The organism is Corynebacterium cystitidis, assembly GCF_900187295.1.
In the GTDB taxonomy this organism is placed as follows: Bacteria; Actinomycetota; Actinomycetes; order Mycobacteriales; family Mycobacteriaceae; genus Corynebacterium; species Corynebacterium cystitidis.
In genome coordinates, this window is the sequence record NZ_LT906473.1 from 638,386 (window position 1) to 664,251 (window position 25,866).

General features: G+C 59.7%; 23 protein-coding genes, 1 tRNA gene, 1 other RNA gene and 1 pseudogene. 16 read left to right on the forward strand and 10 right to left on the reverse strand.

Annotated features, from left to right (window positions below):
* Window positions 1-22: 22 nt before the first annotated feature.
* Window positions 23-886: a serine hydrolase domain-containing protein gene (locus CKV99_RS03045; RefSeq protein ID WP_092260329.1), complete on the forward strand. Its 864-nt coding sequence runs from the start codon at window positions 23-25 to the stop codon at window positions 884-886.
* Window positions 887-994: 108 nt separating this feature from the next.
* Window positions 995-1,546 (forward strand): trimeric intracellular cation channel family protein, encoded by a 552-nt coding sequence (locus CKV99_RS03050; protein ID WP_231910153.1) that lies wholly within the window; start codon window positions 995-997, stop codon window positions 1,544-1,546.
* Window positions 1,547-1,572: 26 nt separating this feature from the next.
* Here CKV99_RS03050 and CKV99_RS03055 read toward each other — a convergent pair whose 3' ends face one another.
* The 3 genes and pseudogenes from CKV99_RS03055 to CKV99_RS03065 form a co-directional block, all read right to left on the reverse strand.
* Window positions 1,573-3,039, reverse strand: a complete 1,467-nt coding sequence (locus tag CKV99_RS03055) for an NAD-dependent succinate-semialdehyde dehydrogenase (protein ID WP_092260392.1) — start codon at window positions 3,037-3,039, stop codon at window positions 1,573-1,575.
* 441 nt (window positions 3,040-3,480) lie between these two features.
* Window positions 3,481-3,885, reverse strand: a pseudogene (locus CKV99_RS15065) (HAD hydrolase-like protein); the annotation flags it as partial.
* An 88-nt stretch (window positions 3,886-3,973) separates the two neighbouring features.
* Window positions 3,974-4,318, reverse strand: a complete 345-nt coding sequence (locus tag CKV99_RS03065; protein WP_197697207.1) for an acyl carrier protein — start codon at window positions 4,316-4,318, stop codon at window positions 3,974-3,976.
* Between CKV99_RS03065 and CKV99_RS03070 the strand changes: the two genes are divergently transcribed.
* Both CKV99_RS03070 and CKV99_RS03075 read left to right on the forward strand, forming a co-directional pair.
* Window positions 4,317-5,294 (forward strand): alpha/beta fold hydrolase, encoded by a 978-nt coding sequence (locus CKV99_RS03070; protein WP_092260330.1) that lies wholly within the window; start codon window positions 4,317-4,319, stop codon window positions 5,292-5,294. The genes CKV99_RS03065 and CKV99_RS03070 overlap by 2 nt on opposite strands.
* A 47-nt stretch (window positions 5,295-5,341) precedes the next feature.
* Entirely contained in the window at window positions 5,342-5,509 is a 168-nt protein-coding gene (locus CKV99_RS03075; protein ID WP_177178136.1) for a hypothetical protein, read from the forward strand.
* 327 nt (window positions 5,510-5,836) lie between these two features.
* On the opposite strand, the gene aceE is transcribed toward CKV99_RS03075, so the two are convergent.
* Window positions 5,837-8,569: a pyruvate dehydrogenase (acetyl-transferring), homodimeric type gene (gene aceE, locus CKV99_RS03080; protein WP_092260334.1), complete on the reverse strand. Its 2,733-nt coding sequence runs from the start codon at window positions 8,567-8,569 to the stop codon at window positions 5,837-5,839.
* 230 nt (window positions 8,570-8,799) lie between these two features.
* On the opposite strand from aceE, the gene CKV99_RS03085 reads away from it, so the two are divergent.
* Entirely contained in the window at window positions 8,800-9,207 is a 408-nt protein-coding gene (locus tag CKV99_RS03085; protein ID WP_092260336.1) for a DUF3052 domain-containing protein, read from the forward strand.
* Window positions 9,208-9,271: 64 nt separating this feature from the next.
* Window positions 9,272-9,347: transfer RNA gene (locus CKV99_RS03090), tRNA-Val, on the forward strand.
* Between the two features lie 83 nt (window positions 9,348-9,430).
* Here CKV99_RS03090 and CKV99_RS03095 read toward each other — a convergent pair.
* Genes CKV99_RS03095 through CKV99_RS03110 form a run of 4 tightly spaced genes read right to left on the reverse strand, consistent with a single transcriptional unit; the run spans window position 9,431 to window position 12,220 of the window.
* Window positions 9,431-10,099, reverse strand: a complete 669-nt coding sequence (locus CKV99_RS03095; RefSeq protein ID WP_092260338.1) for a hypothetical protein — start codon at window positions 10,097-10,099, stop codon at window positions 9,431-9,433.
* Between the two features lie 25 nt (window positions 10,100-10,124).
* Window positions 10,125-11,099: an SURF1 family cytochrome oxidase biogenesis protein gene (locus tag CKV99_RS03100; RefSeq protein ID WP_197697208.1), complete on the reverse strand. Its 975-nt coding sequence runs from the start codon at window positions 11,097-11,099 to the stop codon at window positions 10,125-10,127.
* Window positions 11,100-11,109: 10 nt separating this feature from the next.
* The gene (locus CKV99_RS03105; RefSeq protein WP_092260340.1) at window positions 11,110-11,580 is read right to left on the reverse strand and encodes a low molecular weight protein-tyrosine-phosphatase; all 471 of its coding nucleotides are present in this window, start codon (window positions 11,578-11,580) and stop codon (window positions 11,110-11,112) included.
* Window positions 11,567-12,220: an HAD-IA family hydrolase gene (locus tag CKV99_RS03110; RefSeq protein ID WP_092260398.1), complete on the reverse strand. Its 654-nt coding sequence runs from the start codon at window positions 12,218-12,220 to the stop codon at window positions 11,567-11,569. The genes CKV99_RS03105 and CKV99_RS03110 overlap by 14 nt, the downstream gene beginning before the upstream one ends.
* Before the next feature lie 27 nt (window positions 12,221-12,247).
* On the opposite strand from CKV99_RS03110, the gene CKV99_RS03115 reads away from it, so the two are divergent.
* The 6 genes from CKV99_RS03115 (at window position 12,248) to CKV99_RS03140 (ending at window position 17,848) form a co-directional block, all read left to right on the forward strand.
* Window positions 12,248-13,414: a Nif3-like dinuclear metal center hexameric protein gene (locus CKV99_RS03115; RefSeq protein ID WP_092260342.1), complete on the forward strand. Its 1,167-nt coding sequence runs from the start codon at window positions 12,248-12,250 to the stop codon at window positions 13,412-13,414.
* Between the two features lie 14 nt (window positions 13,415-13,428).
* Window positions 13,429-14,142 (forward strand): zinc ribbon domain-containing protein, encoded by a 714-nt coding sequence (locus tag CKV99_RS03120; RefSeq protein ID WP_092260344.1) that lies wholly within the window; start codon window positions 13,429-13,431, stop codon window positions 14,140-14,142.
* A 2-nt stretch (window positions 14,143-14,144) separates the two neighbouring features.
* On the forward strand, window positions 14,145-15,323 hold the full coding sequence (locus CKV99_RS03125) for a bifunctional RNase H/acid phosphatase (protein WP_092260346.1): 1,179 nt from the start codon (window positions 14,145-14,147) through the stop codon (window positions 15,321-15,323).
* Window positions 15,324-15,374: 51 nt separating this feature from the next.
* Window positions 15,375-15,781, forward strand: an RNA gene (rnpB, locus tag CKV99_RS03130) — RNase P RNA component class A.
* 164 nt (window positions 15,782-15,945) lie between these two features.
* The gene (locus tag CKV99_RS03135; protein ID WP_092260347.1) at window positions 15,946-16,281 is read left to right on the forward strand and encodes a hypothetical protein; all 336 of its coding nucleotides are present in this window, start codon (window positions 15,946-15,948) and stop codon (window positions 16,279-16,281) included.
* 160 nt (window positions 16,282-16,441) lie between these two features.
* Complete coding sequence (locus tag CKV99_RS03140) at window positions 16,442-17,848, forward strand: RNB domain-containing ribonuclease (protein ID WP_092260349.1); 1,407 nt, start codon at window positions 16,442-16,444, stop codon at window positions 17,846-17,848.
* Between the two features lie 19 nt (window positions 17,849-17,867).
* On the opposite strand, the gene CKV99_RS03145 is transcribed toward CKV99_RS03140, so the two are convergent.
* Window positions 17,868-19,124, reverse strand: a complete 1,257-nt coding sequence (locus CKV99_RS03145; protein WP_092260351.1) for a galactokinase — start codon at window positions 19,122-19,124, stop codon at window positions 17,868-17,870.
* Between the two features lie 106 nt (window positions 19,125-19,230).
* Between CKV99_RS03145 and CKV99_RS03150 the strand changes: the two genes are divergently transcribed.
* Complete coding sequence (locus CKV99_RS03150) at window positions 19,231-19,437, forward strand: hypothetical protein (protein ID WP_092260353.1); 207 nt, start codon at window positions 19,231-19,233, stop codon at window positions 19,435-19,437.
* Here CKV99_RS03150 and CKV99_RS03155 read toward each other — a convergent pair.
* Window positions 19,434-21,050 carry a CYTH and CHAD domain-containing protein gene (locus tag CKV99_RS03155; protein ID WP_092260355.1) on the reverse strand — a complete coding sequence of 539 codons (1,617 nt, stop codon included), beginning with the start codon at window positions 21,048-21,050 and terminating at the stop codon, window positions 19,434-19,436. The two genes, CKV99_RS03150 and CKV99_RS03155, sit on opposite strands and share 4 nt — an antisense overlap.
* 41 nt (window positions 21,051-21,091) lie before the next feature.
* On the opposite strand from CKV99_RS03155, the gene CKV99_RS03160 reads away from it, so the two are divergent.
* Genes CKV99_RS03160 through CKV99_RS03170 form a run of 3 tightly spaced genes read left to right on the forward strand, consistent with a single transcriptional unit; the run spans window position 21,092 to window position 25,861 of the window.
* A complete protein-coding gene (locus CKV99_RS03160; protein WP_092260357.1) occupies window positions 21,092-22,420 on the forward strand; it encodes a glutamine synthetase family protein in 1,329 nt (442 codons plus the stop codon).
* 22 nt (window positions 22,421-22,442) lie between these two features.
* Entirely contained in the window at window positions 22,443-25,496 is a 3,054-nt protein-coding gene (locus CKV99_RS03165) for a bifunctional [glutamine synthetase] adenylyltransferase/[glutamine synthetase]-adenylyl-L-tyrosine phosphorylase (protein WP_092260359.1), read from the forward strand.
* Window positions 25,497-25,546: 50 nt separating this feature from the next.
* Window positions 25,547-25,861: a hypothetical protein gene (locus CKV99_RS03170; RefSeq protein ID WP_231910154.1), complete on the forward strand. Its 315-nt coding sequence runs from the start codon at window positions 25,547-25,549 to the stop codon at window positions 25,859-25,861.
* The last annotated feature ends 5 nt before the right edge of the window (window positions 25,862-25,866 follow it).

Below are 25,866 nucleotides of genomic sequence, written 5' to 3' on the forward strand. Positions count from 1 at the left end.
AGGAGCACGCTAGGCTTGGGGCATGGATCTCACCTCGCAGTTAACTAAGCGTCTTGGCTCATGGCCACCGAATAATGTGGCGGCAGCGATCGTCGGCACGCCCAGCAGGAACAGCACAAACAACCCCATCGCTAGCTACGGCGACCAGGACCGTGTGTTCGAGCTGATGAGTGTTACTAAACTGCTCGCCACCTATGCTTTTTTGATGGCCGTGGAAGAAGGGGCGCTCGAGCTCGACCAACCGGCAGGCCCTGAAGGCTCCACGGTGCGACACCTTCTTGCGCACGCCTCCGGTGTGGCGATGAGCGAGATGAAGGCCCAGAAAGGTGTGGAGGAGCGCCGCATTTACTCCTCGGCTGGTTTTGATTGGTTGGCGCAGGTGTTGGAAGAAGAATCCGGGATCACTATCGGTGATTACGCCCGGGAAGGGGTATTCGCCCCGTTGGGGATGGGCCACACGGAGATCTGGGGATCACCGGGGCACGACGGACGGTCGTCGGCAAGCGATCTTACTGTGTTCGCGCGCGAGCTGCTGGAACCCACCCTGCTCGCGGAAGAAACCGTGCGCGAGGCGTTCACGGTGCAGTTCCCGGAGCTGATCGGTGTGGTGCCGGGCTACGGAATGCAGAAACCGAACCCGTGGGGGCTTGGCTTTGAGGTGAAAGGGGGCAAAGCCCCGCACTGGACCGGCGACAACATGCCTGCCGACACCGTGGGCCACTTCGGGATGAGCGGCACTTATCTGTGGGTGATCCCCACCTGGAGCGAGCACGAACTCGCAGGCACAGCGATGGTGTGCCTGACCGACAAGGACTTCGGCGACTGGGCGAAGCCTTTGTGGCAGGAGACGAACACAGCGCTTGTCGACGAAATGCTCGGCTCCTAGAAAGTCCCAGTACTTTCGAATGTGTGAACATAGATGAAGTCGAACCATTTGTCCTGCAGACATATCACGTCCTCGACCTGATAGGTGTGGTCCTCAACGGAATAATCGGTGGCACCATTGCACGCCAGCGCGATTTCGGACTGGCGCTATCTCACCCTCGCATTTGTAGGCGCGCTAATTGCCGCGCTGACACGCCTGGAAAACAAGGCGTGGGAGTTTGTGAAAGCACACGGCGACGCCATTATTTTGGGTGTGTGGGCGGTCACTGGTGCTACGAAGGCGCTGAACTACGACCTGCCCATCCTGTCCGTGATCTTTATGGGTGTGCTTACTGCTGCCGGGGGCGGGATGCTGCGCGACATAGCGTGTGCGCAGATCCCGTCTGTTTTCGGTGGTAATACTTTGTACGTGGTGCCGTCGGTGATTGCGTCGTTGAGCATGGCGCTGTTCCACTATGGCAGCGAGCCGGTGCTGGGCATGATCATTTCGCCGCTGGTGGGTTACCTGCTGGCGTTGGTCAGCTACTACCGCGGGTGGGTGATTCCCACCCAGGACGAATTCGCTCCCGTCAACAGGGCCGCCCACAAGGTGGCGCGCCGCATCCCAAAGGCGCGTGGCATCTCGCGCCGGTGGGAGGGCAAACGGGAGGATCCTCGTTAAGCACGCGGATACTTAAGCGCGCGGGATTAAGCGTACGGGTCTTTGAACCCGATGTACTGCAGCTCGGTGTACTCGTCGATCCCCTCGGCGCCACCTTCACGGCCCAGGCCGGACTGTTTCACACCACCGAAGGGGGCAGCGGCATTCGAGGCGACACCCAGGTTGTATCCCACCATGCCGTACGCGAGTGCGTCGGAGGCGCGGAACAAACGGGCAGGGTCCTGGGTGAACACGTAGGAGGCCAGGCCGTACTCGGTGTTGTTGGCCATCTCGTAGGCCTCATCTTCGCTGCTAAAGCGGTAGATCGGGGCGACGGGGCCGAAGATTTCTTCGCTGAACACACGAGCCTCAGTGCTGACGTTGGTCAGCACGGTGGGTTCGAAGAAGAATCCGTCGCCGTGGATACGCGATCCGCCAACTAGGGCCTGCGCGCCGTGGGAGAGGGCGTCGTCGACAAGCTCTTGGACACTATCCACCGCGGATGCCTCCACTAGCGGGCCCACATCAACGCCCTCGTCGAACCCGTTGCCCACGGTCAGCTCGCGGAAGCGGGCGGCGAGCTTCTCGGAGAACTCAGCGGCAACCGCCTCATGCACGATCAAGCGGTTGGCGGCGGTGCAGGCCTCGCCGATGTTGCGCATTTTGGCGCTCATGGCACCGTCGACGGCGGCGTCAAGGTCCGCGTCTTCGAACACGATCAGCGGGGCGTTGCCACCGAGCTCCATGGAGGTGCGTAGCACATTGTCGGCAGCACCTTTGAGCAGCTGTTTACCCACGGCTGTTGAGCCGGTGAAAGAGAGCTTGCGCAGGCGTTGATCGGCAAGCAACGGCTCAGAGATTGAGGAGGCGGAGTTGGAGGCCACCACGTTGAGCACCCCTTCCGGCAAACCAGCGTCCTCCATGGTTTGCGCGAAGTATTGGGCGGTCAGCGGGGTGAGTTTGGCGGGCTTGAGTACCATCGTGCAGCCTGCCGCCACCGCGGGGCCGACTTTGCGCGTGGCCATCGCCAGCGGGAAGTTCCATGGGGTAATCAACAGGCACGGACCTACGGGTTTGCGCTGGGTGATCACGCGGTTGCCGCCCTCGGGGATCGCAAATGTTTCGCCTTTCAGGCGCACGGCCTCCTCGGAGAACCACCGCAGAAACTCGGCTCCGTAGGTGACTTCGCCCTGGGCTTCGGCAAATGGTTTGCCCATCTCGGCGGTGATGAGAGTGGCAAAGTCCTCACTGCGCTGGATCACTAGTTCAAAGGCGCGGCGTAGGATCTCGGCGCGCTCGCGCGGGGCGGTGCGCGCCCACTTTTTCTGTGCGGCGCAGGCGGCGTCGAGGGCTGCGACCGCGTCGTCGGAGGTGGCCGAGGCCATAGTGGCTAATGTTTTGCCGGTGGCGGGGTTAATCACGTCGAAGGTCTCGCCGGTGGATCCTTCGCGCCATTGGCCGCCGATGGAGAGGCGGGTTTCTACTTTGTTAAGTGTTTCAGTCAGGTTCGTCATGGCAACCACCGTACGCGCGAGTGGTGCTCGCTTCACGACGATCCCCTGAACCTCAAGTTTAGGTTGAGTAAATGGGGGGTGAAGTGCGACTTTAGGGTTGCCTATGTGGTGCAAGTGAAGCCAGAATCGAAACCACGACAGTGAGATTATTGAGGCCGTTGGGGAAGACGAACCTCGTCTCACAGGCGCCCATTCCGCATACGTGTGGGGTGGAGGTGTCTGTGCCTACTTTTCTACGAAGGGATCCCCACATGACCACAACATTGGCCGCGCCCCGAGCAGGCTACATTGAATTTTCTGAGACCCCCATAACCTGTGTCCTCACCATTTCTGGCATGCCAGTGCATCTGCGCGGACGCGTTGAGCAGTTAATGGCTGACATCCTGCCCCCAGCCGAGGTGGAGACGACTCCGGGCCTGGACATCTGGGATGTCACCTGGTTTACCCGCTGGCAGCGTGACACCACCACCTTCGGTGCCCGAGGGTTGCGCTGCCGCGAAGTGCTTTCTGCACCTGCCGCTGCCGCCGAGCAGTTTGCCAGCGAAGTGCAGCAGCTGGCTCGCACCGTGGGTTTCCACGCGGTGGTAGATTTCCAGTGAGCTTTTGTCGGAAGGGGTAGCGTTCAATTTCGGCATCGTCGGAAATGCCCGAGCGGACCAAGATGGTGCGCATGCCCGCCTCAAGTCCTGCTTTCACATCGGTGTCCATGCGGTCACCGATCATCACAGCGCGTTCAGAGTGTGCCCCGATGTTGTTCAGGGCGGAACGCATCATCACCGGGTTGGGTTTGCCAATATAGTACGGCTCCTTGCCGGTCACTGCGGTAATCATCGCGGCGACGGCACCGGGGATGAGTTCGCCCTCTTTGATGAGGACACCGTCCATGTCGGTCAGATAAGAAATCGGAGCGTTCATACCTTTTATTGTGGACCAGTTAGGTGTTTTGTGCGAGGTAAGTGACCAGATCGTCAACAGTGTGAAAGTTCAGGGCTGTTTCTTCGTCGATACGCACCCCAAAATGCCCCTCAGCGCGCACGATCAACTCAATTCGGCTCAGCGAGTCAAGGCTTAGCGAGTCCGGTGTCGAATCTGGCGTCACCTCATCAGGGTCCACGCCGGCCACGCTTTCGATCAAGGCTGCGACCTGGCCGAGGGTAGACAAAGAAGAGTTCGCCTCCGGCTCATGATCCGGCTGCAGGGCCCCGAGGTTGTCTAGGTTTAAGCGTTGCGAAAGCTCCATGTCGGTCAGTTTACCCAGCTGGGCTAAAGTTGGGTGCATGCACAACCCCCTCGATTATGCGCGCAGCCTCACACCCAATGGGCGCCGCCAGCTCGCGCTTGCGCGTGGCCAGCTTCACTCTCGACAGCGCACGCCAGGCTTGACTGACCTGAGCGCACAGGGCGTCGTGCTTAACGACGATGTCCCTGTCCACTGGTATGAAGTAGGGCAACCGGACGCCGAGATAACCGTGGTGTATATCCACGGCTTCACCTTAGCGGCCGAGGCGTTCTATCAACAGGTTAATGCGCTGCGTGGCACAGGGGTGCGCCAGGTGCTGATGGATCTTCGCGGTCATGGGCAGACCGGTGCCGTGCCCCCTGAAGAGTGCAGCGTTGATGCCGCCGCTGATGATGTGTGGGCGGTGATGCGCGAGCGCGAAGTGCGTGGCCCGGTGATTGTAGTGGGGCACTCGCTGGGCGGGTTGGTGGCGTTGAGCCTGATTCGGCGTTACACGCACCAGTGTGATGTGGCCGGTGTTGTGTTGATTAATGCGTCAGTGGAGGCACTGGCGGATCAGGGTATCCCGCAGATTCTGGCTACCCCTGTTGCCGACGCCATCTATGACGCGGTAGAGGCCTCGCCTGAAGAGGCCGACAAGTTCCGCAACGAGGTCACCAAGATCATCGCGCCGGGGTTGGCGGTGACCATCTTTCACCGTGACACCGATGATGAGCTGATTGACTTCCACGCGGCCATGATCCACGAAACACCCCTGGAAACCTACGTAGGTTTCTTCGACGATTTACAAGTCCACGAAGAGCTCCAGGCCGGTCCTGCGCTGGCTGGGGTTCCAGGGTACGTGTTGGTTGGCACCCAGGATGATGTTACCCCGCTTAGCCAGGCCGAGCGCATTCAAGAGATTTGGCCCGATTCGTACTTGCAGGTGGTCCCCAATGCTGGCCACATGCTCCCGTTGGAGGCGCCCGAAAGCGTGACCGTGGCACTGCTGCGGTTGATTGAGAAAGTGAGCTAGCCACGTTGGCACCTATCACCTTGCATTTTCCCTTTACCGGCTGGTGGATGGCCAGGAATTCGCCCGCCCGCCACGTTCCCTCGCACGGGACCTGGATCGCAGGTACCGCCTATGCCATCGATTTTATTGGGCTTGACGACGAAGGAAAGCGCGCACCCTGGGGCTGGGCCTCCACCTGCGGCACTGAACCCAACGAGAAGTTTCCCAGTTTCTGACCGTGCCGAACCCTGGATGCCAGGCGAGAACGAAAGGTTCTTCGTTGAGTAGTGCTGGTGCCAGCCACAGGCGAATGCACTTTTTGGTCGACAAATAAGCGGTTCTTCGCGGCCAAAGCAGGATTTGTCGACCGAAAAGAGCGTCACTGAAAAGTTTTCGGAGCCAGGAGTCCTGTTCGGTGTGAGCGCCGAAGTACCGATGGTCTAAGCAGTCGCCGGAGCATCACACGCACCACTAATAGTCAAAAGCCCCGTGTGGTTCTGCAGCTGCAGAACCACACGGGGCTTCGTCGTGAAGCGCGATCTGCCGCGCACCAGAAACGCTAACTAGACGGCGGTTGGGTCGTCGAGCTTATAGCGCTTCGCAGCCTCATCTGCCACGGAGATGTCGATCTTGCCCGCCTCAGCCAGGCCGATCAGCGCAGCAACAACCATGGACTCAGCATCGATGTTGAAGTAGCGGCGTGCTGCCTCGCGGGTATCGGAGAAACCGAAGCCGTCAGCGCCCAGCACGTAGTACTCGCCTGGGACGTACGGGCGGATCTGCTCGTGCAGGTCGGTCGCAAAGTCCGAGGTAGCAATGTAGGGGCCCGCAGTCTGCTTCAGCTGCTTGGTTACAAATGGCTCATCCGGATCCTCAGCAGGGTTGCGCAGCTTTTCGACGTTCTTTGCCGCACCATCGCGGGCCAACTCCACCCAGGAGGTGACCGAATAGATGGAGGCGCCGACATTGAACTCGTCGGCAAGCAACTGCTGTGCCTTCAACGCGTACTGCATACCGATACCGGAAGCCAACAAGGAAACTTGGTGCTCGCCCTCGCCTGACTTGTCGTCGAAGAGGTAGATACCCTTGTGCAGGCCTTCCTCGTCCAGGTTCTCTGGCGGGGCAGGCTGGTGGGTGGGCTCGTTATACACGGTGAGGTAGTACATGACATCCTCGCCGCGGTCCGGGCCATACATGCGGTCCACACCCTCGCGGACCAAGTACGGCAACTCATAAGCAAAAGCTGGATCGTACTGGATCACGTTCGGGTTGGTCGACGCGATGATCGGGGAGTGACCGTCCATATGCTGGGTGCCCTCGCCGAACAGGGTGGTGCGTCCAGCGGTTGCACCCACGATGAAGCCGCGGGTCAGCTGGTCGGCTGCCGCCCAGAACACGTCGCCGGTGCGCTGGAAACCGAACATCGAGTAGAAGATGTACATCGGGATCATCGGCTCACCATGGGTGGCGTATGAGGTACCTGCGGCGATGAAGGAAGAAGTGGAACCGTCTTCGTTGATGCCCTCGTGTAGGATCTGGCCGTCGACAGCCTCGCGGTAGGACAGCATCAGATCATGGTCTACCGGGATGTAGTTCTGGCCGTATGGGTTGTAGATCTTCAGCGTTGGGAACCACGAGTCCAGGCCGAAAGTACGGGCCTCATCAGGGATGATCGGTACGACGCGCTTGCCGATCTCCTTGTCGCGCATCAGTGACTTGAAGGTGCGTACCAGCGCCATGGTGGTAGCCACTTCCTGCTTCCCGGAGTCCTTCAGCAAAGACTTGAATGTGCTCATCTCTGGCACCTCAAGCGGGGTGTACTTCACGCGGCGTTCCGGCAGGGATCCGCCGAGCTCTTTACGACGCTCCAGCATGTACTTGATCTCTTCGGAGTCCTCGCCAGGGTGGTAATACGGCGGCAAGTACGGATCCTTCTCAAGCTCCTCATCGGAGATGGGGATTTGCTGCTTGTCGCGGAACAACTTCAAATCATCCAGAGTCAGTTTCTTCATCTGGTGGGTTGCGTTGCGGCCCTCGAAGTTGTGGCCCAGGCCATAGCCCTTAATGGTGTGCGCCAGGATGACGGTGGGCTTACCCTTGGTTTTCAGCGCGCGGTCATAGGCGGCGTAGACCTTGCGGTAATCGTGGCCGCCGCGGCGCAGCGCCCAGATCTCGTCGTCGGTCATGTCCTCAACCAGCTTGGCTGTGCGCTCGTCGCGGCCGAAGAAGTGCTCGCGGACGTAGGCGCCATCATTAGCCTTGAAAGTCTGGTAGTCACCATCCTTAGTGGTGTTCATGATGTTGACCAAGGCACCCTCAGTGTCCTTGTCCAACAGCTCATCCCACTCACGGCCCCACACAACCTTGATCACGTTCCAGCCGGCGCCGTTGAAGAAGGACTCCAGCTCCTGAATGATCTGGCCGTTACCGCGCACAGGGCCATCCAACCGCTGCAGGTTACAGTTCACCACAAAGGTGAGGTTGTCCAAGCCGTAGAGAGTAGCCATCTGGATGAGGCCACGAGACTCCGGTTCATCCATTTCGCCGTCGCCCAGGAATGCCCAGACGTGCTGCTGGTCAGTGTCCTTGATCCCGCGGTCCTGCAGGTACTTGTTGAAGCGTGCCTGGTAGATCGCGTTCATCGGGCCGATACCCATAGACACGGTGGGGAATTCCCAGAACTCCGGCATGTCGTGTGGATGCGGATACGACGGGAGGCCACCCTGTGGGCGGGACACCTGCTGGCGGAACCCGTCGAGGTCATCCTCGGTCAGGCGGCCCTCCAAGAAGGCGCGGGCGTACATGCCGGGGGAGGCGTGACCCTGGAAGAAGATGTGATCGCCCCCCTGGGGTGCGTCTTTGCCCTTGAAGAAGTGGTTGAAGCCCACCTCGTATAACGGCGCAGCACCGGCGTAGGTGGAGATGTGTCCACCAACCTCAATGCCTGGGCGCTGTGCGCGGTGCACCATGATGGCGGCGTTCCAGCGCATCCAACGGCGGTAGCGCTTCTCAATTTCCTCATCCCCTGGGAACTCTGGCTCCATCTCGGTAGGGATGGTGTTTACAAAGTCAGTGGAGGTCAAAGAAGGCAAGTCAACGCGCTTTGCCGACGCCCGTTCAAGCAAACGAAGCATGAGGTAGCGGGCGCGTTCCGGAGAAGATTCGTCGAGAAGCCCGTCGAGGGAATCCATCCACTCGCGCGTCTCCTCCGGGTCCGAATCGTGTAGGTACGATGCGACTCCGTCGCGAATCAGCGGAAAGTTAGAGTCGGCGTTCTGTGCTTCTTGATCAGCCATGAACAGTCCTCCCAGAAAGTTGAGTTAGTGCGGTCCTTCCAGCCTACTGAAAAAGGAGTTTTGTACCCCTATTGGTGTGTTAAAGCGGGCACCCCTACCCCTGCGATGGTGGTAGCCCCCGAAATTGTACGAAATTGGGGGAGAATTTAACTGTGCAAAGCAGGAAAAGCGCTCTGCGAACGGTTATCCTTTATCTGTTCTATTAAAACACTCAAGGAGGACAACTAACTGTGGACGCCGCCGGTGTCAATAATTACGCACAACTGCTGGGAATCCAAAACGATTTTATCGTTCAGGAAATTGGTTGGGATGAAGACGCTGACTCCTCAATTTCGGAGGCCATTGAGGAAGCGATCGGCGAGGCGCTCCTTGAGGAAGAAACCGATGAGCTATGCGACGTTGTCCTGCTCTGGTACCGCTCTGATGATGAGGATCTTGTCGACGCCCTCATGGATGCTGCCCGCAACCTAGCCGATGAAGGATGTATTTGGCTGTTAACCCCAGCGGCGAACAAGCCGAATAGCGTCCACCCTGGCGACATTTCCGAGTCCGCCCAGCTTGCAGGCCTAGTGCAGACCCGCGCAGAGAAGGTCGGCGACTGGCAAGGATCCTGCTTGGAAGCCGGTGGCCGCCAGTAGTTCGGCTGCGGTTGAACTGCGGTTTTGTTGCTGGGCGGGGTCCGTGCTAACGTATTCAAGCAGCGCGCCGTTAGCTCAGCTGGAAGAGCAACTGGTTTACACCCAGTAGGTCGGCGGTTCGAGCCCGTCATGGCGCACCAAATATCTAAGAAAACCCCTGCTACGAGCTTCTCGTGGCAGGGACTTTTTCTTTATATTCAGCGCGAAGGCGGGCTGAAGGCGGCTACTGGTCGCGCTCGGCCTCAATGGCAGAGATCAGCGCAGTGGCCTGTGCATTGTTGGCATCGACCCAGATGATCATGGGATTGGTGTGGTAGATGCCCTCAAAAGTGTAGGCGGTAAGCCCTGGGGCGGCGACTGCCTGTGGGAAGCGAGTTTCGGCATCAATGTCACCGAAGCACTCGTCCAAGTCAAAGGAAATATCATAGACATCCCATTCGCCGATGCGGAACCGAAGCGAACCTGAGCTCTCCGATCCTGGGTCTAGCATCACCACGACGTTGTGGTAAACGTGGCCGGTTTCGGCGGCGGTTGCAATGTCGTCCAGAAAATCAAGGTAGTCATTGACCGTGGAGCGATTGTGGTCCAGATCATCGATATAGACGTGGCGGAAGATGCGGTCCTCATAAGGGTCCCGTGCAGCCAGCAGGGTGGTCAACGGGCGACGGCGGAACATGCCTAGTTCTTCACTCACGGCATCTTCGATGTCCCCAGTCTCAACACCAGCATTGACCGTAATGCCCACACATTCCAAGGTGACCAGGCAGGTCTCCAGCAGGCTACGATCACTGTCGTCGAGGACATCGGCGAGGTGGGAGCCAACGGCAGGCTCACGCTCAGAGCCGAGTTCGGAGTCTTTCTCTCCGCTGAATAGACGATTCCAGAAACTCATAACGGGCTATCCTTTCCCAGAAGTTTCAGATGCGCTCTTCGTCGCGGTCGGTGTTTCGCGCCCAAAGGTTCCTACGTGAATCACCGTACCGGTTACGCATGCGTTGCGCTTGTGCTGAGCTCGTGGTTGTCACCGAAACCCCCTCCGGAGGGGGTGGGTCTGGCTGGGCGGTGTCGTCGATACGCGATGTGGACTCGGCCGCCGCCAACTCATCATCCTCCTCGCGGACGCGACGGCGTTCCTTCAGCTCCGCCCAAATGAAATAGAGCAGCCCAAGCGGGGCCATGATGCCAAACGCAATCCACTGCAAACCGTAGGACAAGTGGTTGCCGCGCTCCAACATGGGAAGGGGCAGAGGGGTGAGCACGCCGGGCTGCTCGTCGGTAAGCATCACCCACGGTTCGGCTAGATCGACGCCTGTAATTTCGGAGATTTGCCCCGTATTTATGGAATGGACCTGCTGGAAATCTTCGCTTTCCAGAGGCGGCTTGGGGTGGACGCCTTCGTCGACACGCACCAAGCCCGTCAGCGTGACCTGGCCCGTCGGCGGAGGGGCTATGGGGGAGACCTTCGTGCCGTCAATGGCGCGGACCCAACCACGATTGACCAAAATAGCCTGGCCACTATTCAGCAGAAACGGCACCAACGACTGGAACGCCGGGACGGAATCCACCGGGCGCAGGCGCAGCAACACCTCAGCCTGCGGCAGGTAGCGGCCCGCGAGTGTAACACGTGTCCACTCATCGGCGCGATCATACGTGCCGTCGGGATTAACCACCTCCGATACCGGCACCGGATCAACCTCAAACGCCTGCTCAATACGGTTGTTGCGCTCCACAATCGCGTCATCCTTACCCAACTGCCACGGCGCCAAAAAGGTAAAGGCCAGGTAGGAAAACAGCACAATCAACACGGCCGTAAAGATCCAGCCAGGGGTGAAAAACTTCCTCCACCACGATTGTTGCGTAGCTTTTCTCGTAGAGCTTTTTACCGTCGTCACAGCACTAACCCTACTCGTCCAGGTGCTGCCGAACCCACTCCACAATCCCTGGGGCGGCAGATTCAATCTGGACACGGGTGGTAGTAAAGCCCTCTGGGCCGCCGTAATACGGGTCAGCCACGCCCGCCCGCTCGCCAGCGGCAGGATCGAAGGAGCGCAGCAGACGCACCTTCTCCTGCGGCACGCCCTGGGCAATGAGCTCGGAAACATGATTATTGTCCAGGGCGACAATCAAGTCCGCGTCCAGGCGGTCTCCGCCAAACTGGAATGCGCGGTGGGCGGAGCCGTCATAGCCGTGGTCGTTGAGCTCCTGCAGGGCGCGGGAATCGGCCTGGTTGCCCACATGCCACCCGCCAATACCCGACGAGGTGACGCGGACCTTGTCGGCGAGGTTTTCGTTGTCCAAAGCAGAACGAACAATGACCTCCGCCATCGGGGAGCGGCAAATATTACCCGTACAAACAAAATCAATGTGCAGCATGAAAACTCCTGACTAGCTGGTCCAATTCTTCTATCGTGTGTGCCGTGAAGCGGGCGGTATCCCACTCAGACTGATCTCCATAACCCCAGGTAACGGCGATAGTGTCGATACCGAACGTGGCGGCACCTGCAATATCGTGGGTGCGGTCGCCCACCATCACGGCGTGCTGAGGATCAAGATCTACCTTATCGAAAATGTATTGCAGTACATCGGTTTTCGAGCGCCTCGTGCCATACTCCTCGGCAGCCCCAATAAAGGAAAAATGCTCCAGCAGACCCTCGCGCTGCAGGATGGCACGCGCAAAACCTTCTCCCTTGGACGTTGCTGTGATCAAACGGAAGCCATCATTGCGCCACCGTTCTAGCAGTTCGGGCACCCCCGGGAAGGCTTGTGCCTCCTGCCAGCCGCCACCGCGGGTGTAGTCCATATAGGCGTTAAAGGCCTCCCGGCAGGTCTTTTCATCCAGGCCCAAGCTGGCCAGAGTTTTCTCCATGGGCGGACCAGGAATGCGGGCAATGAAGTCTTCGCTAGGGTGCGGGTGGCCAACGGTATCTAAGGCGTGGAGGAAGCCGGCACGGATGCCGGGGAAGGAATCAACGAGTGTGCCGTCAACGTCGAGCAGGATGGTTGGTGGGGTCATGGCTTCCAGCATGGCAGAATGGGACGCATGACAACAGTTGGCACCGTAATTTCTACACTTGAGACCGCCTACCCACCGCAGCTTGCCGAAAGTTGGGATGCCGTGGGTTTGGTGTGTGGGGACCCCACCGACGAGGTCACCCGTGTGGCTTTCGCCCTGGACTGCACTCAGGAAGTTGCTGAACGTGCCGTGGAGTTAGGTGCGCAGCTTTTGGTGGTGCATCACCCTCTGCTATTACGTGGAGTGACCTCCGTGGCCGCCAACACCCCGAAGGGCAAAGTGATCCACACCCTGCTCAAAGGCGGGTGCGCCTTATTCACCGCACACACCAACGCGGATTCTGCCCGCCCCGGAGTCAACGACAAGCTAGCAGAACTGGTGGGAATCAAGCCTGGCCGCCCCATCAAAGTGGTGGACCCGCGCGCTCGCGATAAGTGGGGCGTCCATGTGCCCGCCACGCATGCCGACGAAGTGATGGCTGCCCTTTTCGAGGTGGGTGCAGGCCGCATTGGCAATTACTCCGAGTGCGCATTCCACATCGACGGGCGCGGCGGTTTCACCCCGCTAGAAGGTGCAGACCCGACAGAGGGGGTCGTCGGCAAGCACTATGTGGGAGACGAAACCCGCGTCGAATTCGTTGCCGATACCCGGATCCGGCGCGCGCTTATCGACGAGCTGCGCCGCGTCCACCCCTACGAGGAACCAGCGTTTGATATCACAGCGATGGAACAAGACGTGGACCTAGAACAAGCCACTGGGTTAGGCCGCGTGGGCGAGCTGCCAAATCCGATGACCCTGCGCGAATTCACCCAGCAGGTGGCCAACGCCCTGCCTGAAACCGCGTGGGGAGTGCGCGCCGCTGGTGACCCGGACAAACTGGTGCAGAAGGTGGCTGTCAGCTCCGGCTCCGGCGACAGCTTCTTAGGCGATGTAACCAAGCTAGGCGTGGACGTGTACGTGACCAGCGATTTACGCCACCACCCCGTCGACGAGCATTTGCGCGCAGGCGGGCCCGCCGTGATTGACACCGCCCATTGGGCAAGTGAGTTTCCCTGGACCACCCAGGCAGCGGGTATTGTTGCACGCCTTGGGGTAGACACGGAGATTATCAGCCTGCGCACCGACCCATGGACTGTGTCCGCGCACCCGAACACCGCGAACACCGCGAACACCACGAACACCACAGCGAACTAGATAGAGGATGAGCCATGAAACTAGCCACCGACCAGCAGCACCTTTTACTAGAACTAGCCAACGCCGAACGTGCCCAAGGCCAACCCGCCAAGATCAGCGCCGAACAAGAAGAACTAAACAAGCTGACCAAGGAACGCGCCCGCATGGCAGATGCCGCCGGCTCCGCCCAATTGGCCGTGGACGACATGGAGCTGGAAATCCTGCGCATCCAAGAAGATGAGCGCAAGCTGAAGCGCCGCGAGCTGGACAACAAAAAGCAACTGGGTGCGGAGACTGATCCGGAGCGTCGAAAAGATCTTGAACACGACACCTATGCAACAAAGTCACGCATCATGGACCTGCTTTCCGAACTCAAAGAAGCCCACAATGAGATCGCCGCACTACGCAACAACCGCGACATCCATGGCGCGAAACTATCAGACCTTGATGCCAAGATTGAGGTGGCACGCCGCGCTGCCGAAGCCGCCCCCACACCCGCCGCCGCAGCCGATCCGGCCGACATTCGCGCAAAGCTTTCCGACGACGTCCTGGCCGACTACGACGACTGTGGTGCCGCCCCCTTGGTCAGCGGACGCACCTGCGGTGGATGCTTCATCCAGATGCCACCGGCCGAGCGCGAAGAAATCAACGCCGTGCCCGCCGACGAACTGCCCAACTGCCCCAACTGTGGAACTTTCCTGGTGCGTGGCACAGCTCACGCTGGCCGTTCCGACGCTGACGGGAGCTAAGCATGAAGGTGACTATCTACGCGGACGGCGGCTCCCGCGGCAACCCCGGTGTCGCCGGTTCCGGCACAGTGCTTTACGACGCCGACGGCGACATCCTGCAGAAAATCGTCTACGTTGTGGGCCCCAAAGCGTCTAATAACGTTGCCGAATACCACGGCCTACTGCGCGGACTTGAAGCAGCCGCCGAACTAGGTGCCAGCGACGTTGAGGTGTTTATGGACTCTAAACTAGTGGTCGAGCAAATGAGCGGGCGCTGGAAAATCAAACACCCCGATATGCAAAAACTGGCCCTGGCCGGACAAAAACTCGCCCGCGAGTTCAACTCCGTGACCTACAACTGGGTACCACGTGAAAAGAATCAAGTAGCCGACAAACTCTCCAACGACGCCATGGACGCAGCCGCCCGAGGCGAATCCCCAGGAATCCTTGGCGGGCCGGCCTCGCAAGCCGAAATACCACCCGCGCAGCAGGGCACTTACTGGTCGGCGCAGGAGCGCGAAACCGAGACCGGAACCGAATATGATCACGAGGTAGCCACCCACGCGCACTGGAACGGAATCGACGACACACCCACCCGCTTCGTGCTGTTGCGTCACGGTCAAACAGCGCAATCGGCGGCAAAGGTGTACTCAGGATCCTCAGATCCGGAGCTCACCGACGTGGGCCGCGACCAAGCGCGCCGGGCAGCAGAGTGGATCGCAGCCATCGAAAAGATCGACGTGATTGTGTCCTCCCCGATGCAGCGGGCACAAGAAACAGCAGCAATAGTGGGCCAGAAGCTAGGACTGGAATACGAGACCGACAACCAGTGGCGCGAGATGGACTTCGGTGACTTTGAAAACCTCACACGCGACCAAGCCTTTGAACAGTATCCGGAAGAATTGCAGAAGTGGGAATCGTCGATAAGCGTGGCCCCTCCCAACGGTGAAGCCGTGGCAGCAATGCACCGACGCATCACCAGCGCACGCAAGAAACTACAGGACAAATATCCAGGCAAGACGGTTCTGGTGGTCACCCACGTCACCCCGATCAAATCAATGGTGCGGCAAGGCCTGAATGCCAGAGGGGACCTGTTTGCGCGGATGTTTCTGGATTTGGCGTCTATTTCTGTGGTGGAGTTTTACCCCGACACCGCAGTGGTACGCCGCGTCAACGACACCGCTCACCTGATCCAGCGGTAGCGCAAAATTAGCAGAATACGGAGCCGAACGCGTAGAGTAAGTGCTTGCGAATGAGCCGACCGGGTAATCGCGGCACCCCGAACTAGCTGCAGCAATGTGGTACAAGCGGGGGTCGAGGAAAGTCCGGACTCCACAGGGCACGGTGGTTGCTAACGGCAACCCGGAGCGATCTGCGGGAAAGTGCAACAGAAAGTAGACCGCCCAGCATGTACTGGGTAAGGGTGAAAGGGTGCGGTAAGAGCGCACCGGCATGCGTGGTGACACGTGTGGCCAGGTAAACCCCACCGGGAGCAAGGCATTACGCTGCGCCACTGGCGTGGTGGTTCGGATGGTGAGGCTGCCCGCTGAGTCCGAAGGTAGCTGCTTGAGGCCACCAGCGATGGCTGGTCCAGATGGATGATTACCGCCCGCGCTTACGGGTGTGGGGACAGAATCCGGCTTATAGGTCGGCTCATTCGCCCCTTTTTCGGGGGCGAAATGCCGTGTGCAGTGAGAGCCTTGGGCTGGCTGATTATGCCGAATTTTCCACAGATTTTTAAATATCTGATGCGCTTTTCACCGAACTGCATCATGCTTAAACCATGGGGAAACACCAAATGAGAAAACTGGTGCGAGCTTTGATGTGACCGGAAATGCCGAGCAGAAGATCCCGGGATATAGCGATGGTGCCCAAAGAAATGGTGATATTGCCCTGCTGCCAGGAGCCCAAGCCACAGTCACCATTGTGGTAGATGCCCCTGAATCAGGTGCTCTCCATGCCAATATAGCTTCTGCCGTAGGTATCTCTGTCCCTACGGGACGCCAAGTCGAAGCGGACGATCCGGCGCACGCCTTTAAGCTGCCGGAGGTCCTCCTGCCCTATACCGGTGGACCTGGAGTATTTGGATATCTTGGTGTGGCTCTCGTGCTTCTGCTATCCGCCACAGGTGTAGCCATTGCCGCTAAGAGGCGCGTGTAGCCATTGCCGCGAAGCGACATCTGGGAAGAAGGCGGAGAATAGTAGTGCGAAGACAAGATGGCAACCTGTAGTAGAACCTGTGCCACCACCACCGCCGCCTCCACCGCCTCAATCGATAGCGCTCAGTCTGCCCGGGGAGTTTCTGCCATACTGGTGTTTTATGAAGCTGTACGCCGCCCCGCTGAATTTCCGGTCGATCGCAGAAGAGTTCGAAGTCCCCACCGAATTTAGCCCTGATCTGCACGAATCTGCGGCGGCAGCAAGAGACAGGTTCGCTAATCAACGCAGGGATGCCCGTGATATTCCGTTTGTCACTATTGACCCGCCGGGTTCGAAGGACCTGGATCAGGCGGTGTTCATCGAGAAACGCAGCAGCAAGAACAACGCAGGCTACATAGTGCAGTACGCCATTGCAGATGTGGCCGCTTTTATTGGTCCGGATTCGCCTCTGCGTGAGGAATCTTTGAAGCGTGGCCAGACTATTTACTTGCCCGATGAACCGGCGCGCCTGCACCCGGAGGAACTCTCGGAAGGTTCTGCCAGCTTGCTGCCTAACGTTGATCGTCCGGCGGTGTTGTGGACATTCCAGCTGGATAGTAATGGTGATGTTGAAGATGTTCGAGTGGAGCGCGCGATGATTCACTCGGTGGCGCGCTTTGACTATGACGGCGTGCAGGAGGATTTGGGTCAGGGCCGTATCCACCCCTCGATTGAGCATTTGCCGGAGGTGGGGCGGCTGCGCCAGGTGAGCAGTCTGCGTCGTCAAGCGATTAATTTGCGTCTGCCGTCGGTGCGCGTGGATCAGCTCGACGATGGTCGTTATGAACTGCGCATTGAGCCGCGACACCCGATCATGGATTACAATTCTGAGATTTCTCTGCTTACGGGCATGGTGGCCGGCCAGCTGATGGAGAAAGCCAACAAGGGGTTCCTCCGCACGCTGCTTCCGGCCAATGCTGAGTCGGAGCAGACGTTCAGCACTGAGGTTCAGGCCTTGGGCTTTGAGCTGGGGGACATGCCGATCGGTGAGTTCTTGAGCAGCATCGATGCAGATACCCCGCGTGGGATGGCTGTGATGCGCGAAGCGCAGAAGTTGCTGCGCGGATCTGGTTACGTGTGGTTGGGTAGTCAGGATCCGGAGGTGCACGCGGGCATCGGTGGCTATTATAGCCACGTCACTGCGCCTTTAAGGCGTTTGATTGACCGTTACGCCACCGAGGTGTGTCTGGCGATTTCGGGTGGTTATGAGATCCCGCAGTGGGTCATCGAGGATGCGTCCCAGGTGATCAAGACGATGGGGCGCACGTCCCAGTTGGCAAATACCGTGGACCGGGCGTGCCTGAAGCTTACGGAGGCGACGGTGTTGCAGCCGTGGGTTGGACACAACTTTGATGGGGTGGTGTTGCTGACTGACACGGCCCGTTCCACCTGCCGCATCTTCGTCAATGACCCGCCGGTGTTCGGCGAGTCGCTGGGGCATCCTGCAGAAGGTACGGAAACGAAGTTTTCTCTGATTCGGGCGGATATAGATGGCCGTGAGGTGGCCTTCGCCTGGCCCGCAGATTGATGCTTCTTGGTGCTGCCGGTTAACGCTTATCGACGAGGCCTGCCACTTTTCCGCGTGCGATGGAAAAGACGTGGAAACCGTCGTCGGCAAGATCTGCACCGAAGTTGTGGGCTTTCTGAAGAGGGACGAAAGCGATGACGGCCTGGCTCATTCCTGCGGCCGCGGGGCGCGCAGCAACAGCGCCTCGCAGCGGCATTAGCTGGACTATGTCGTCGGGGGTGTCCAAGCCGTGGGTGTGGTTTGGCGTGTTCAGGAGGTGGAAAAGATCATTGGTGTTGCGGGAGCGGAGTGCTTTGGCCACGGCCATGGAGCGCAACGTCTCGTTCTCGCTGAATTCGAGCCATCCTTTCGCCTCCTCAACACTAGGCAGTCCGTCTGTGCCTTTGACCTGGCGCACCGCTTCGAGCCATGCGACGGCGCGGGGGGTGGAATCGGGGATGGAACGTAGAGACTCGGTGCCGAAGTTCTGGCAGACCTTAGTGATAAAGGCGCGGCGGTCTGCAATCAGCTTGGCTTGAGAATCATCGGCTTTGCCCAGCGTTTTTGCCACAGCGAACACTTCAACACCCGCGCGTTGTGGGTGAGGGGCCTGGGTGACAGAGCCGTCTGCATAGTCGATGACCGAAATAGTCTCGCCCACTCCGCGCAGTGCGGCTGTGTGGCGGGCACGCAGCACCGGCATAGAGGAGTACTGGTCCACGGATTGGGTACAGACCTCAGCGATGCGGGTGCGCAGGGGTGCTTCATTGATGTCGTCATTGTCGGCGAGCAGGGCCAAGGCCAACGCGGCATCAGCGGCATACATGGCACCAAGACCTGCGCCGAGAGGAATGTCGGACTCCACTGTGATGTCTAAACCTGGGGTGTCGCGGCTGAGCATCTGGCGGCTCATCAACGTGTGCACAATGCCGCCGAAACGGATAGCAATCCCCAGCTCCTCCACAACTGGTTCTTCGTCGGCGTCGGGGTTCGCGTGGCGGGAGTTTGCCAGTTCGGCGACAGCATCCAAGGTGGTGTCGTCGTTAAGCTCGGTGCTGTTGGCGGTGCGGAACGTGACGCGGATGGTGTCGTCGTCACGCTCAGAGTAGGCGACGGCAGCGCGCAGGTCTGAAAGGCCGACGATGGTAACGCCCCCGTAGTGGTCGACATTCTCACCGATCAAAACCCATGTGGCGGGTGCGTCGGCGATCTGCCTCGGAGTTTTACCGGTTAACTCCTGGTGGGTGGTGGCGACACGGTCGGCAGGGGCGGTGGCGGGAGCGGACCACAAAGGCATAGTGGGAGAAAACCTTTCTACGAGGTGGGAGCTGGCACCTACATTACCAACGCGGAACCAACGGGGCGCGGGTAGAGTGGGGTCCACAAAAACTAAGGAGGACTTTATGGCTGACAAGTTTTATTACGACACGAAGACCGGCGAGGTGACTCAGGGGAAAGAAACCAACTGGGATGACCGCATGGGCCCCTACGACACGCGCGAAGAAGCCGAAAACGCGATGAAGATCGCCAACGAGCGCACCAAGGCCGCTGACCGCGCCGAGGAAGCCGACGACAACTGGGGCGAGCCAGCGTCCTGGGAGAAGAACTAACGCTGCTTCTTCAGGCGGTCAAACGCCCGCCTGATCTTAGCGACGACGTCGCCGTAGCCTTCAAGGGCTGTGGCGGCGTTGCCCATTTCCACCTGGTACAGCATGCCGTAGGCGAAGGTGTTCTCACCACGCTTGGCGGCAGAATCGGCGAGGTCGCGCAATCGGTTGCGGGCTGTCACCGCATCCTGGAAATCGCCAAGCTGGGACTGCAACGTCTTGCAGTGCTTCACTAGTTTGCCCGTCTTCAACGTGGATGCCTGGCACACAGCTTCCGCGGCGTAGCGTAGCTTCTTCGCGCTTTTACGGGTGTCGTGGACGTACTCCTCGCGCTGGAAAAGGCTCAGCTCCGGGTTGTCATAGTTGTTCTGCACTCGGCGGTGGCGCTTCATCAACTTCTTGTAGGCTTTGGCCAGGTGGTCGTAGAGGACCTCAGATGGTTCTGCAGATGGCTCAGCAGATGGCTCAGCAGAAGGCTCTGCAGTGGCGGAACCTACAGTCGCAGACCCAGCCTGTGAGGACGCCGTAGCAATCAAATTGTCAATGGCATCAAGCAAAGACAGGTAGCGGTCCGAATCAAGCACGCGAATAATGTCGGCGTGTGCCGCCTTATATTCTTTGCGCATGTCGTCGTGGATGTGTGTCCGCGCGGTGTCGTCGATCAGCCCCGTGGGGTCGGAGTCGAGCAGGTCGTGGAAGCGTTCCTCCACCACTTCGGCGTCGCGGGCAACACCGAGCACCCGCGCTAATTCTTTGAGCTCGTCTTCGATATAGCTCATCTGATCATTAGCCAGCACCCCTTCGAAGGTTTCCAGCTGGCTACGCAGCTCGCGGGTGGCCACACGCATCTGGTGGACGGAGTCCCACTCGTCGCGGCGCACCTTCGGGTCCCACTCCACAAGAGAATTACGGTTGGCCTTCACAGCCTCTACCACCGCAAAGGCTGGGTCGTTGTCATCCAGCGGTACACCGGCTAGATGTGGCGGCAGGGGAGCAGACTCTACGGTGTCACCTAAAGCTGCCACCAACTTAGAGGGGCTTGCAGAAACACGCGCACCTGCCGAAATTAACAACGTGGTGGCAGCACGGATAAGTTCAGTGCCCTCCTGCGTACCGGGCAGCGCACCTGCCAGCTCCAGCTCCCATTCACGCCAGTGTTGCTTCTGGCCGCCCGGCAGCAGCGACCAAGCAGTCACCCTGTCGTCACAGAACTCGGCCACAGGGGCGCCGGTGTCGTCGTAAAGTGTGGTTTCCCTGCGGTTGTTGTTCACCTGGGCAATGGGTTCTAAAGGCTGGTTGCGAACGATCACGCGCACCTGCGAGCAGATCTCTTCTGGCACCACAGCAGGATCAGTCAACTCCGCTCCCAGTTCCAGGCGGCCGTCGGTGGCGGGCAGTTTGATATGCCAGCCGTCATCCTTGCCGCCAGTGCGTCGTCTTAAAGTGATCTTCGCGCGCGTCAAGCGTAAATCCGCAGTGTCGTAGTAAATCGCAGACAGAGCATGGTCGCGGGCCTCACCTACGGCAGCAACCGCGTCCAAGGCGGTGAGATCCGGGGGAGGGGTAGAATCGTCGACGGCGAATTTCGCTTCTACTTCCAAAACTCCTGGTTTCATGCCCATCATGTTAGCTGGCGGGAAACGCTACAGTCGAGGGTATGAATAGCCAACAGGAATATGTCCTCAGCGCGGTCGAAGAACGCGGTATCCGATTCATCCGGCTTTGGTTTACCGACATCTCCGGCAGCCTCAAATCTGTCATGATGAGCCCTTTAGAGCTGGAAGGCGCGTTTGAGGAAGGCGTTGGCTTTGATGGCTCTTCCATTGAGGGTTTTTCGCGCATTAGCGAATCTGACACGCTGCTGCTGCCAGACCCCTCCACCTTCCAAATCCTGCCGTTTGATGCTGATGAACCAGACCTGATTTCCGCGCGCATGTTTTGTGACATTTCCATGCCGGACGGTAACCCTTCTTTTGCGGATCCGCGCCATGTGCTGCGCCGCCAAGTGGACAGGGCTGCCGACGAAGGTTTTACCTGTAACGTCGGCCCCGAGATTGAGTTTTACCTGGTCAACCGTGAGAACAGGGAAGTGCCTGTGGATTCCGGTGGCTATTTTGACCAGTCTGCGTATAATCGCGCACCGAAGTTTCGTCGGGAAGCGATTCATGCCCTGGAATCGATGGGCATTACCACCGAGTTTTCCCATCATGAAACGTCGCCCGGCCAGCAGGAGATTGACCTGCGCCATGCAGACGTGCTCACCATGGCCGATAACGTGGTGACCTTCCGCTACCTGATCAAAACGGTGGCCGCCAACTCTGGGGTGCGCGCCACGTTCATGCCCAAGCCGTTTAAGGAGCACGCGGGTTCGGCGATGCACTCGCACTTTTCTTTGTTCGAGGGCGATACCAACGCGTTCCACGACCCGGATGATGAGATCTCCCTGTCGGCGACAGGCCGCCGCTTCGTGGCAGGCATTTTGGTGCATGCCCATGAGATTTCGGCGGTGACCAACCAGTTTGTCAACTCGTATAAACGCCTCGAGTTCGGCGCCGAGGCACCCACCGCCGTGACCTGGGGTATTTCCAACCGTTCGGCGCTGGTGCGCGTGCCGACGTACCGCCTGAACAAGCCTGCATCGCGGCGGGTGGAGGTACGTTCCCCAGATTCCGGCGCGAACCCCTACCTGGCGTATGCAGCCATTTTGGCTGCTGGGCTGAAAGGGATCCGCGAGGAGTACACCTTAACCGAGCCCGCCGAAGATGACGTGTTTGCGTTGACCCGCCGTGAGCGCCGCGCCATGGGCTACCGTGATCTGCCTGGCAGCTTGGATGAGGCGCTGCGCCACCTGGAGAAGTCCGAGTTCATGGCGGAGGTGCTTGGAGAGCAGGTGTTTGAATACTTCCTGCGCTCCAAATGGCGTGAATGGCGCGAGTACACAGACCAGATCACCGAGTGGGAATTAGCCACCAATTTCAACATCTAAAGGCTGTAAAGGAGTGTGCGCTGTGGCACGCAGCAACCAACCGTCCCCGGCTGTACTGGGTCTGACCAGTGAACACGCCGCCGCAGACCTGGAGGCTCTAGGCTGGGACAGTGATGCCTTGCGCTGGACTTTGGCGGGTTGTGGCGACCCAGACCTCGCTTTGAATACTGCCCGCCGACTGCGCGACAACCTCGGCGAGGGTTACGGCGGGCTGCTCCGCGCGCTTGACGACGATGACACTTTGCGCACCCGTTTCATGGCACTGCTGGGTGGTTCTTCGGCGCTGGGCGACCACCTGGCCGCCCACCCGGAATTGTGGAAAGAGTTGCAGCGGCCTAGCCCCACACGCGAAGAGCTGTTTGAGACCATGCTGGGCGCGGTCGGTGCCGTCGCTGACGCGTCTGCGACGACTGTGGGCACTGGGCCGGGGACCTACCGCGCCGAACTGGAAGGAAAAGACGCTAAAAACGCTCTGCGCATGGCGTATCGCACCCTTATGATGCGTGTCGCCGCCGCTGACTTGGCGGGCACGTTCGCCGCGCGCAAGGGATTCGGCGCGAATGAACCCCGCCTCGAATTTACAGACGTGACGCAGCTGCTCACCGACGCAGCCGATGCCGCCTTGACCGCGGCGCTGGCGGTGGCGGTGCGCACTGTTTACGGCGACGAGGAGCCGGATACCCGCCTGGGCGTGATTGCCATGGGAAAGTGTGGCGCCCAGGAACTGAACTACATCTCCGATGTGGATGTGATCTTTGTCGCCGAACCCGCTACCACCAAGGCCACACGCTTAGCCAGCGAGTTCAACCGCATCGGCTCTGCGTGTTTCTTCGAGGTGGACGCCAACCTGCGCCCGGAGGGTAAGTCTGGTGCGTTGGTGCGCACCGTCGATTCCCACGTGGCCTACTACAAGCGGTGGGCCGAGACGTGGGAGTTCCAGGCGCTGCTGAAGGCCCGCCCCATGACGGGCGACATGGAGCTGGCCCGCGAGTACACAAAGGCCGTCGACCCGATGGTGTGGGAGGCCTCCACCCGCGACAGCTTTGTCGATGACGTGCAAGCTATGCGCCGCCGCGTGCTGGACACCGTGCCCGCCGACATGCGCGACCGCGAGCTCAAGCTGGGCAACGGCGGCTTGCGCGACGTGGAGTTCGCCGTGCAATTACTCCAGCTTGTCCACGGGCGTTTCGACGAGGGCCTCAGGGTGCTCAACACCGTCGAAGCACTCCGCGCGCTCTCCGATGGTGGCTATATCGGGCGCAGCGATGCCGCCAGCCTCATCGAGGCCTACGAGTTTCTCCGCCTGCTGGAACACCGCCTGCAGCTGCACCGCTTCCGCCGCACCCATGCCCTGCCCGCTGAAGAGCACACGGAAGCGCGGAAATGGCTGGCCACCACCGCCGGGTTTACCGCCACGGTGGCGCACAGTGCGGTGGAAGAGCTAGACAAACACCTTCGTGACGTACGCCGGCGCGTATCCAACTTGCACGCCAAGTTGTTCTACCGCCCGCTGCTGAACTCTGTGGCGCAGCTTAGCGCGGACGAGGCGTCGTTAAGCGCCCAATCAGCGAAACTGCAGTTGGCGGCGCTGGGCTACCTGCACCCGGAGCGTGCGTTGGAGCACCTGAACGCGCTGGCCAAGGGTGCTAGCCGCAAGGCGAAACTGCAGGCGATCCTGCTGCCCACGCTGATGGAGTGGCTGTCAGAGACCGCGGACCCAGATGCCGGTCTGCTCAATTACCGCAAGTTGTCCGATGCCGCGTTTGACCGCACCTGGTTTTTGCGCATGCTTCGCGACGAAACCATCGTGGGCAAACGCCTGATGACAATCCTGGGCACCTCGCCTTTCACATCAGACCTGATTATCCGCGCGCCGGACGTCGTTAAGCTCTTAGGCGATGGTGCGAAGCAGCCCCGGCTACTCGATGCGGCGCCGGACCAGGTGTTCAAGGCGATCATCGCGGCCTCGAAACGCCACCACGACCCGGATAAAGCTGTAAACGCGGCGCGTGCTTTACGACGCTTCGAGCTGGCGCGCATTGCCTCTGCCGACCTGCTGGGGTTGATGGATGTGCGCCAGGTATGCGACGAGCTGACCTGGGTGTGGCGCGCTGTGCTGCAAGCCGCACTACTCGCGGAAGTACGCGCTGAACTGGCTGAACGTGGAGCAGAGGAGCCACTGGCACGCATTTCTGTGATTGGTATGGGCCGGTTGGGTGGCAATGAGCTGGGTTATGGTTCTGACGCGGATGTGATGATTGTGGCCGAACCTACCGCCGGTGTTGAGGAATCGGAAGCGCTGGGCTGGACCACGAAGATTATTGATCAATTGCGCAGGCGCCTGTCCAAGCCGTCGGGGGACCCACCACTAGAGGTGGACTTGGGGCTGCGGCCTGAGGGCAGGTCCGGCCCTGTGGCCCGCACCGTAGGGTCCTACGAGCGCTACTATGACCAGTGGGCAGGCGTGTGGGAAAAACAAGCACTGCAGCGTGCCACCCATGTGGCTGGTGACAAGGAGCTTTCGACGAAATTTCTGCAGGCCATTGACCGTTTCCGGTATCCGGCTGGCGGAGCAAGTCAGGCCGATATTCGCGAAATCCGCCGCATCAAAGCACGCGTAGATAATGAACGGTTGCCGCGTGGCGCCGACCGCAACACCCACACCAAACTGGGCCGCGGGGGTCTGACCGACGTGGAGTGGACCGTGCAACTGCTCACGATGATGCATGCCGACGAGTACCCGCAGCTGCACAACACCTCCACCTTGGACGTGTTGGATTTTTTGGCCACTGGAGAGGCCGCCGAAATAATTGCACCTGAACAGGTGGAATCTCTCAAGGCGGCGTGGCTGCTAGCTACTGACGCCCGCAATGCGCTGGTACTTGTGCGCGGCAAACGTGCCGACCAGCTACCCAGCCCCGGCCCGCAGCTGGCTCAGGTTGCTGGTGCGTTGGGGTATGCCCCCCACAATAACCAGGAATTCTTGGAGGACTACCTGCGCACCACCCGGCGTGCCCACCGCGTGGTGGAGGAAGTGTTCTGGGGTGAGGTGCCCACCTTCGAATTTGAGCAGTAGGGGTGTTTCGGGCGCCAACGCTGACTGCGTTTAGCGTTTAACATGGTGGCATGGCTGTAAATATGACAATTAATTTAGAAGACGCAACGTACTCAGACCTCGTGGCACTAGTCCAGGCGGCAGAGGTGGCAGGCGTGGACCACCTGGCACCGCTGCAGCTGGAGGGCAGCACGCTCTCTCTTACGGTGACGACGCCTGGGGTGAGCAGGCTGAACTTGGATCGCAACGGGAATGCTGGTAGCGCACATACGCAATCGCGCAGCGCGTCGATCGCCTCGGACACAGTGGGCCAGATTGGAGATGCGGCGATCCGCAGTGTGATTGACATCCTCACTGGCAAGCAGGAACCACCACGCCAGAACTGACAGGG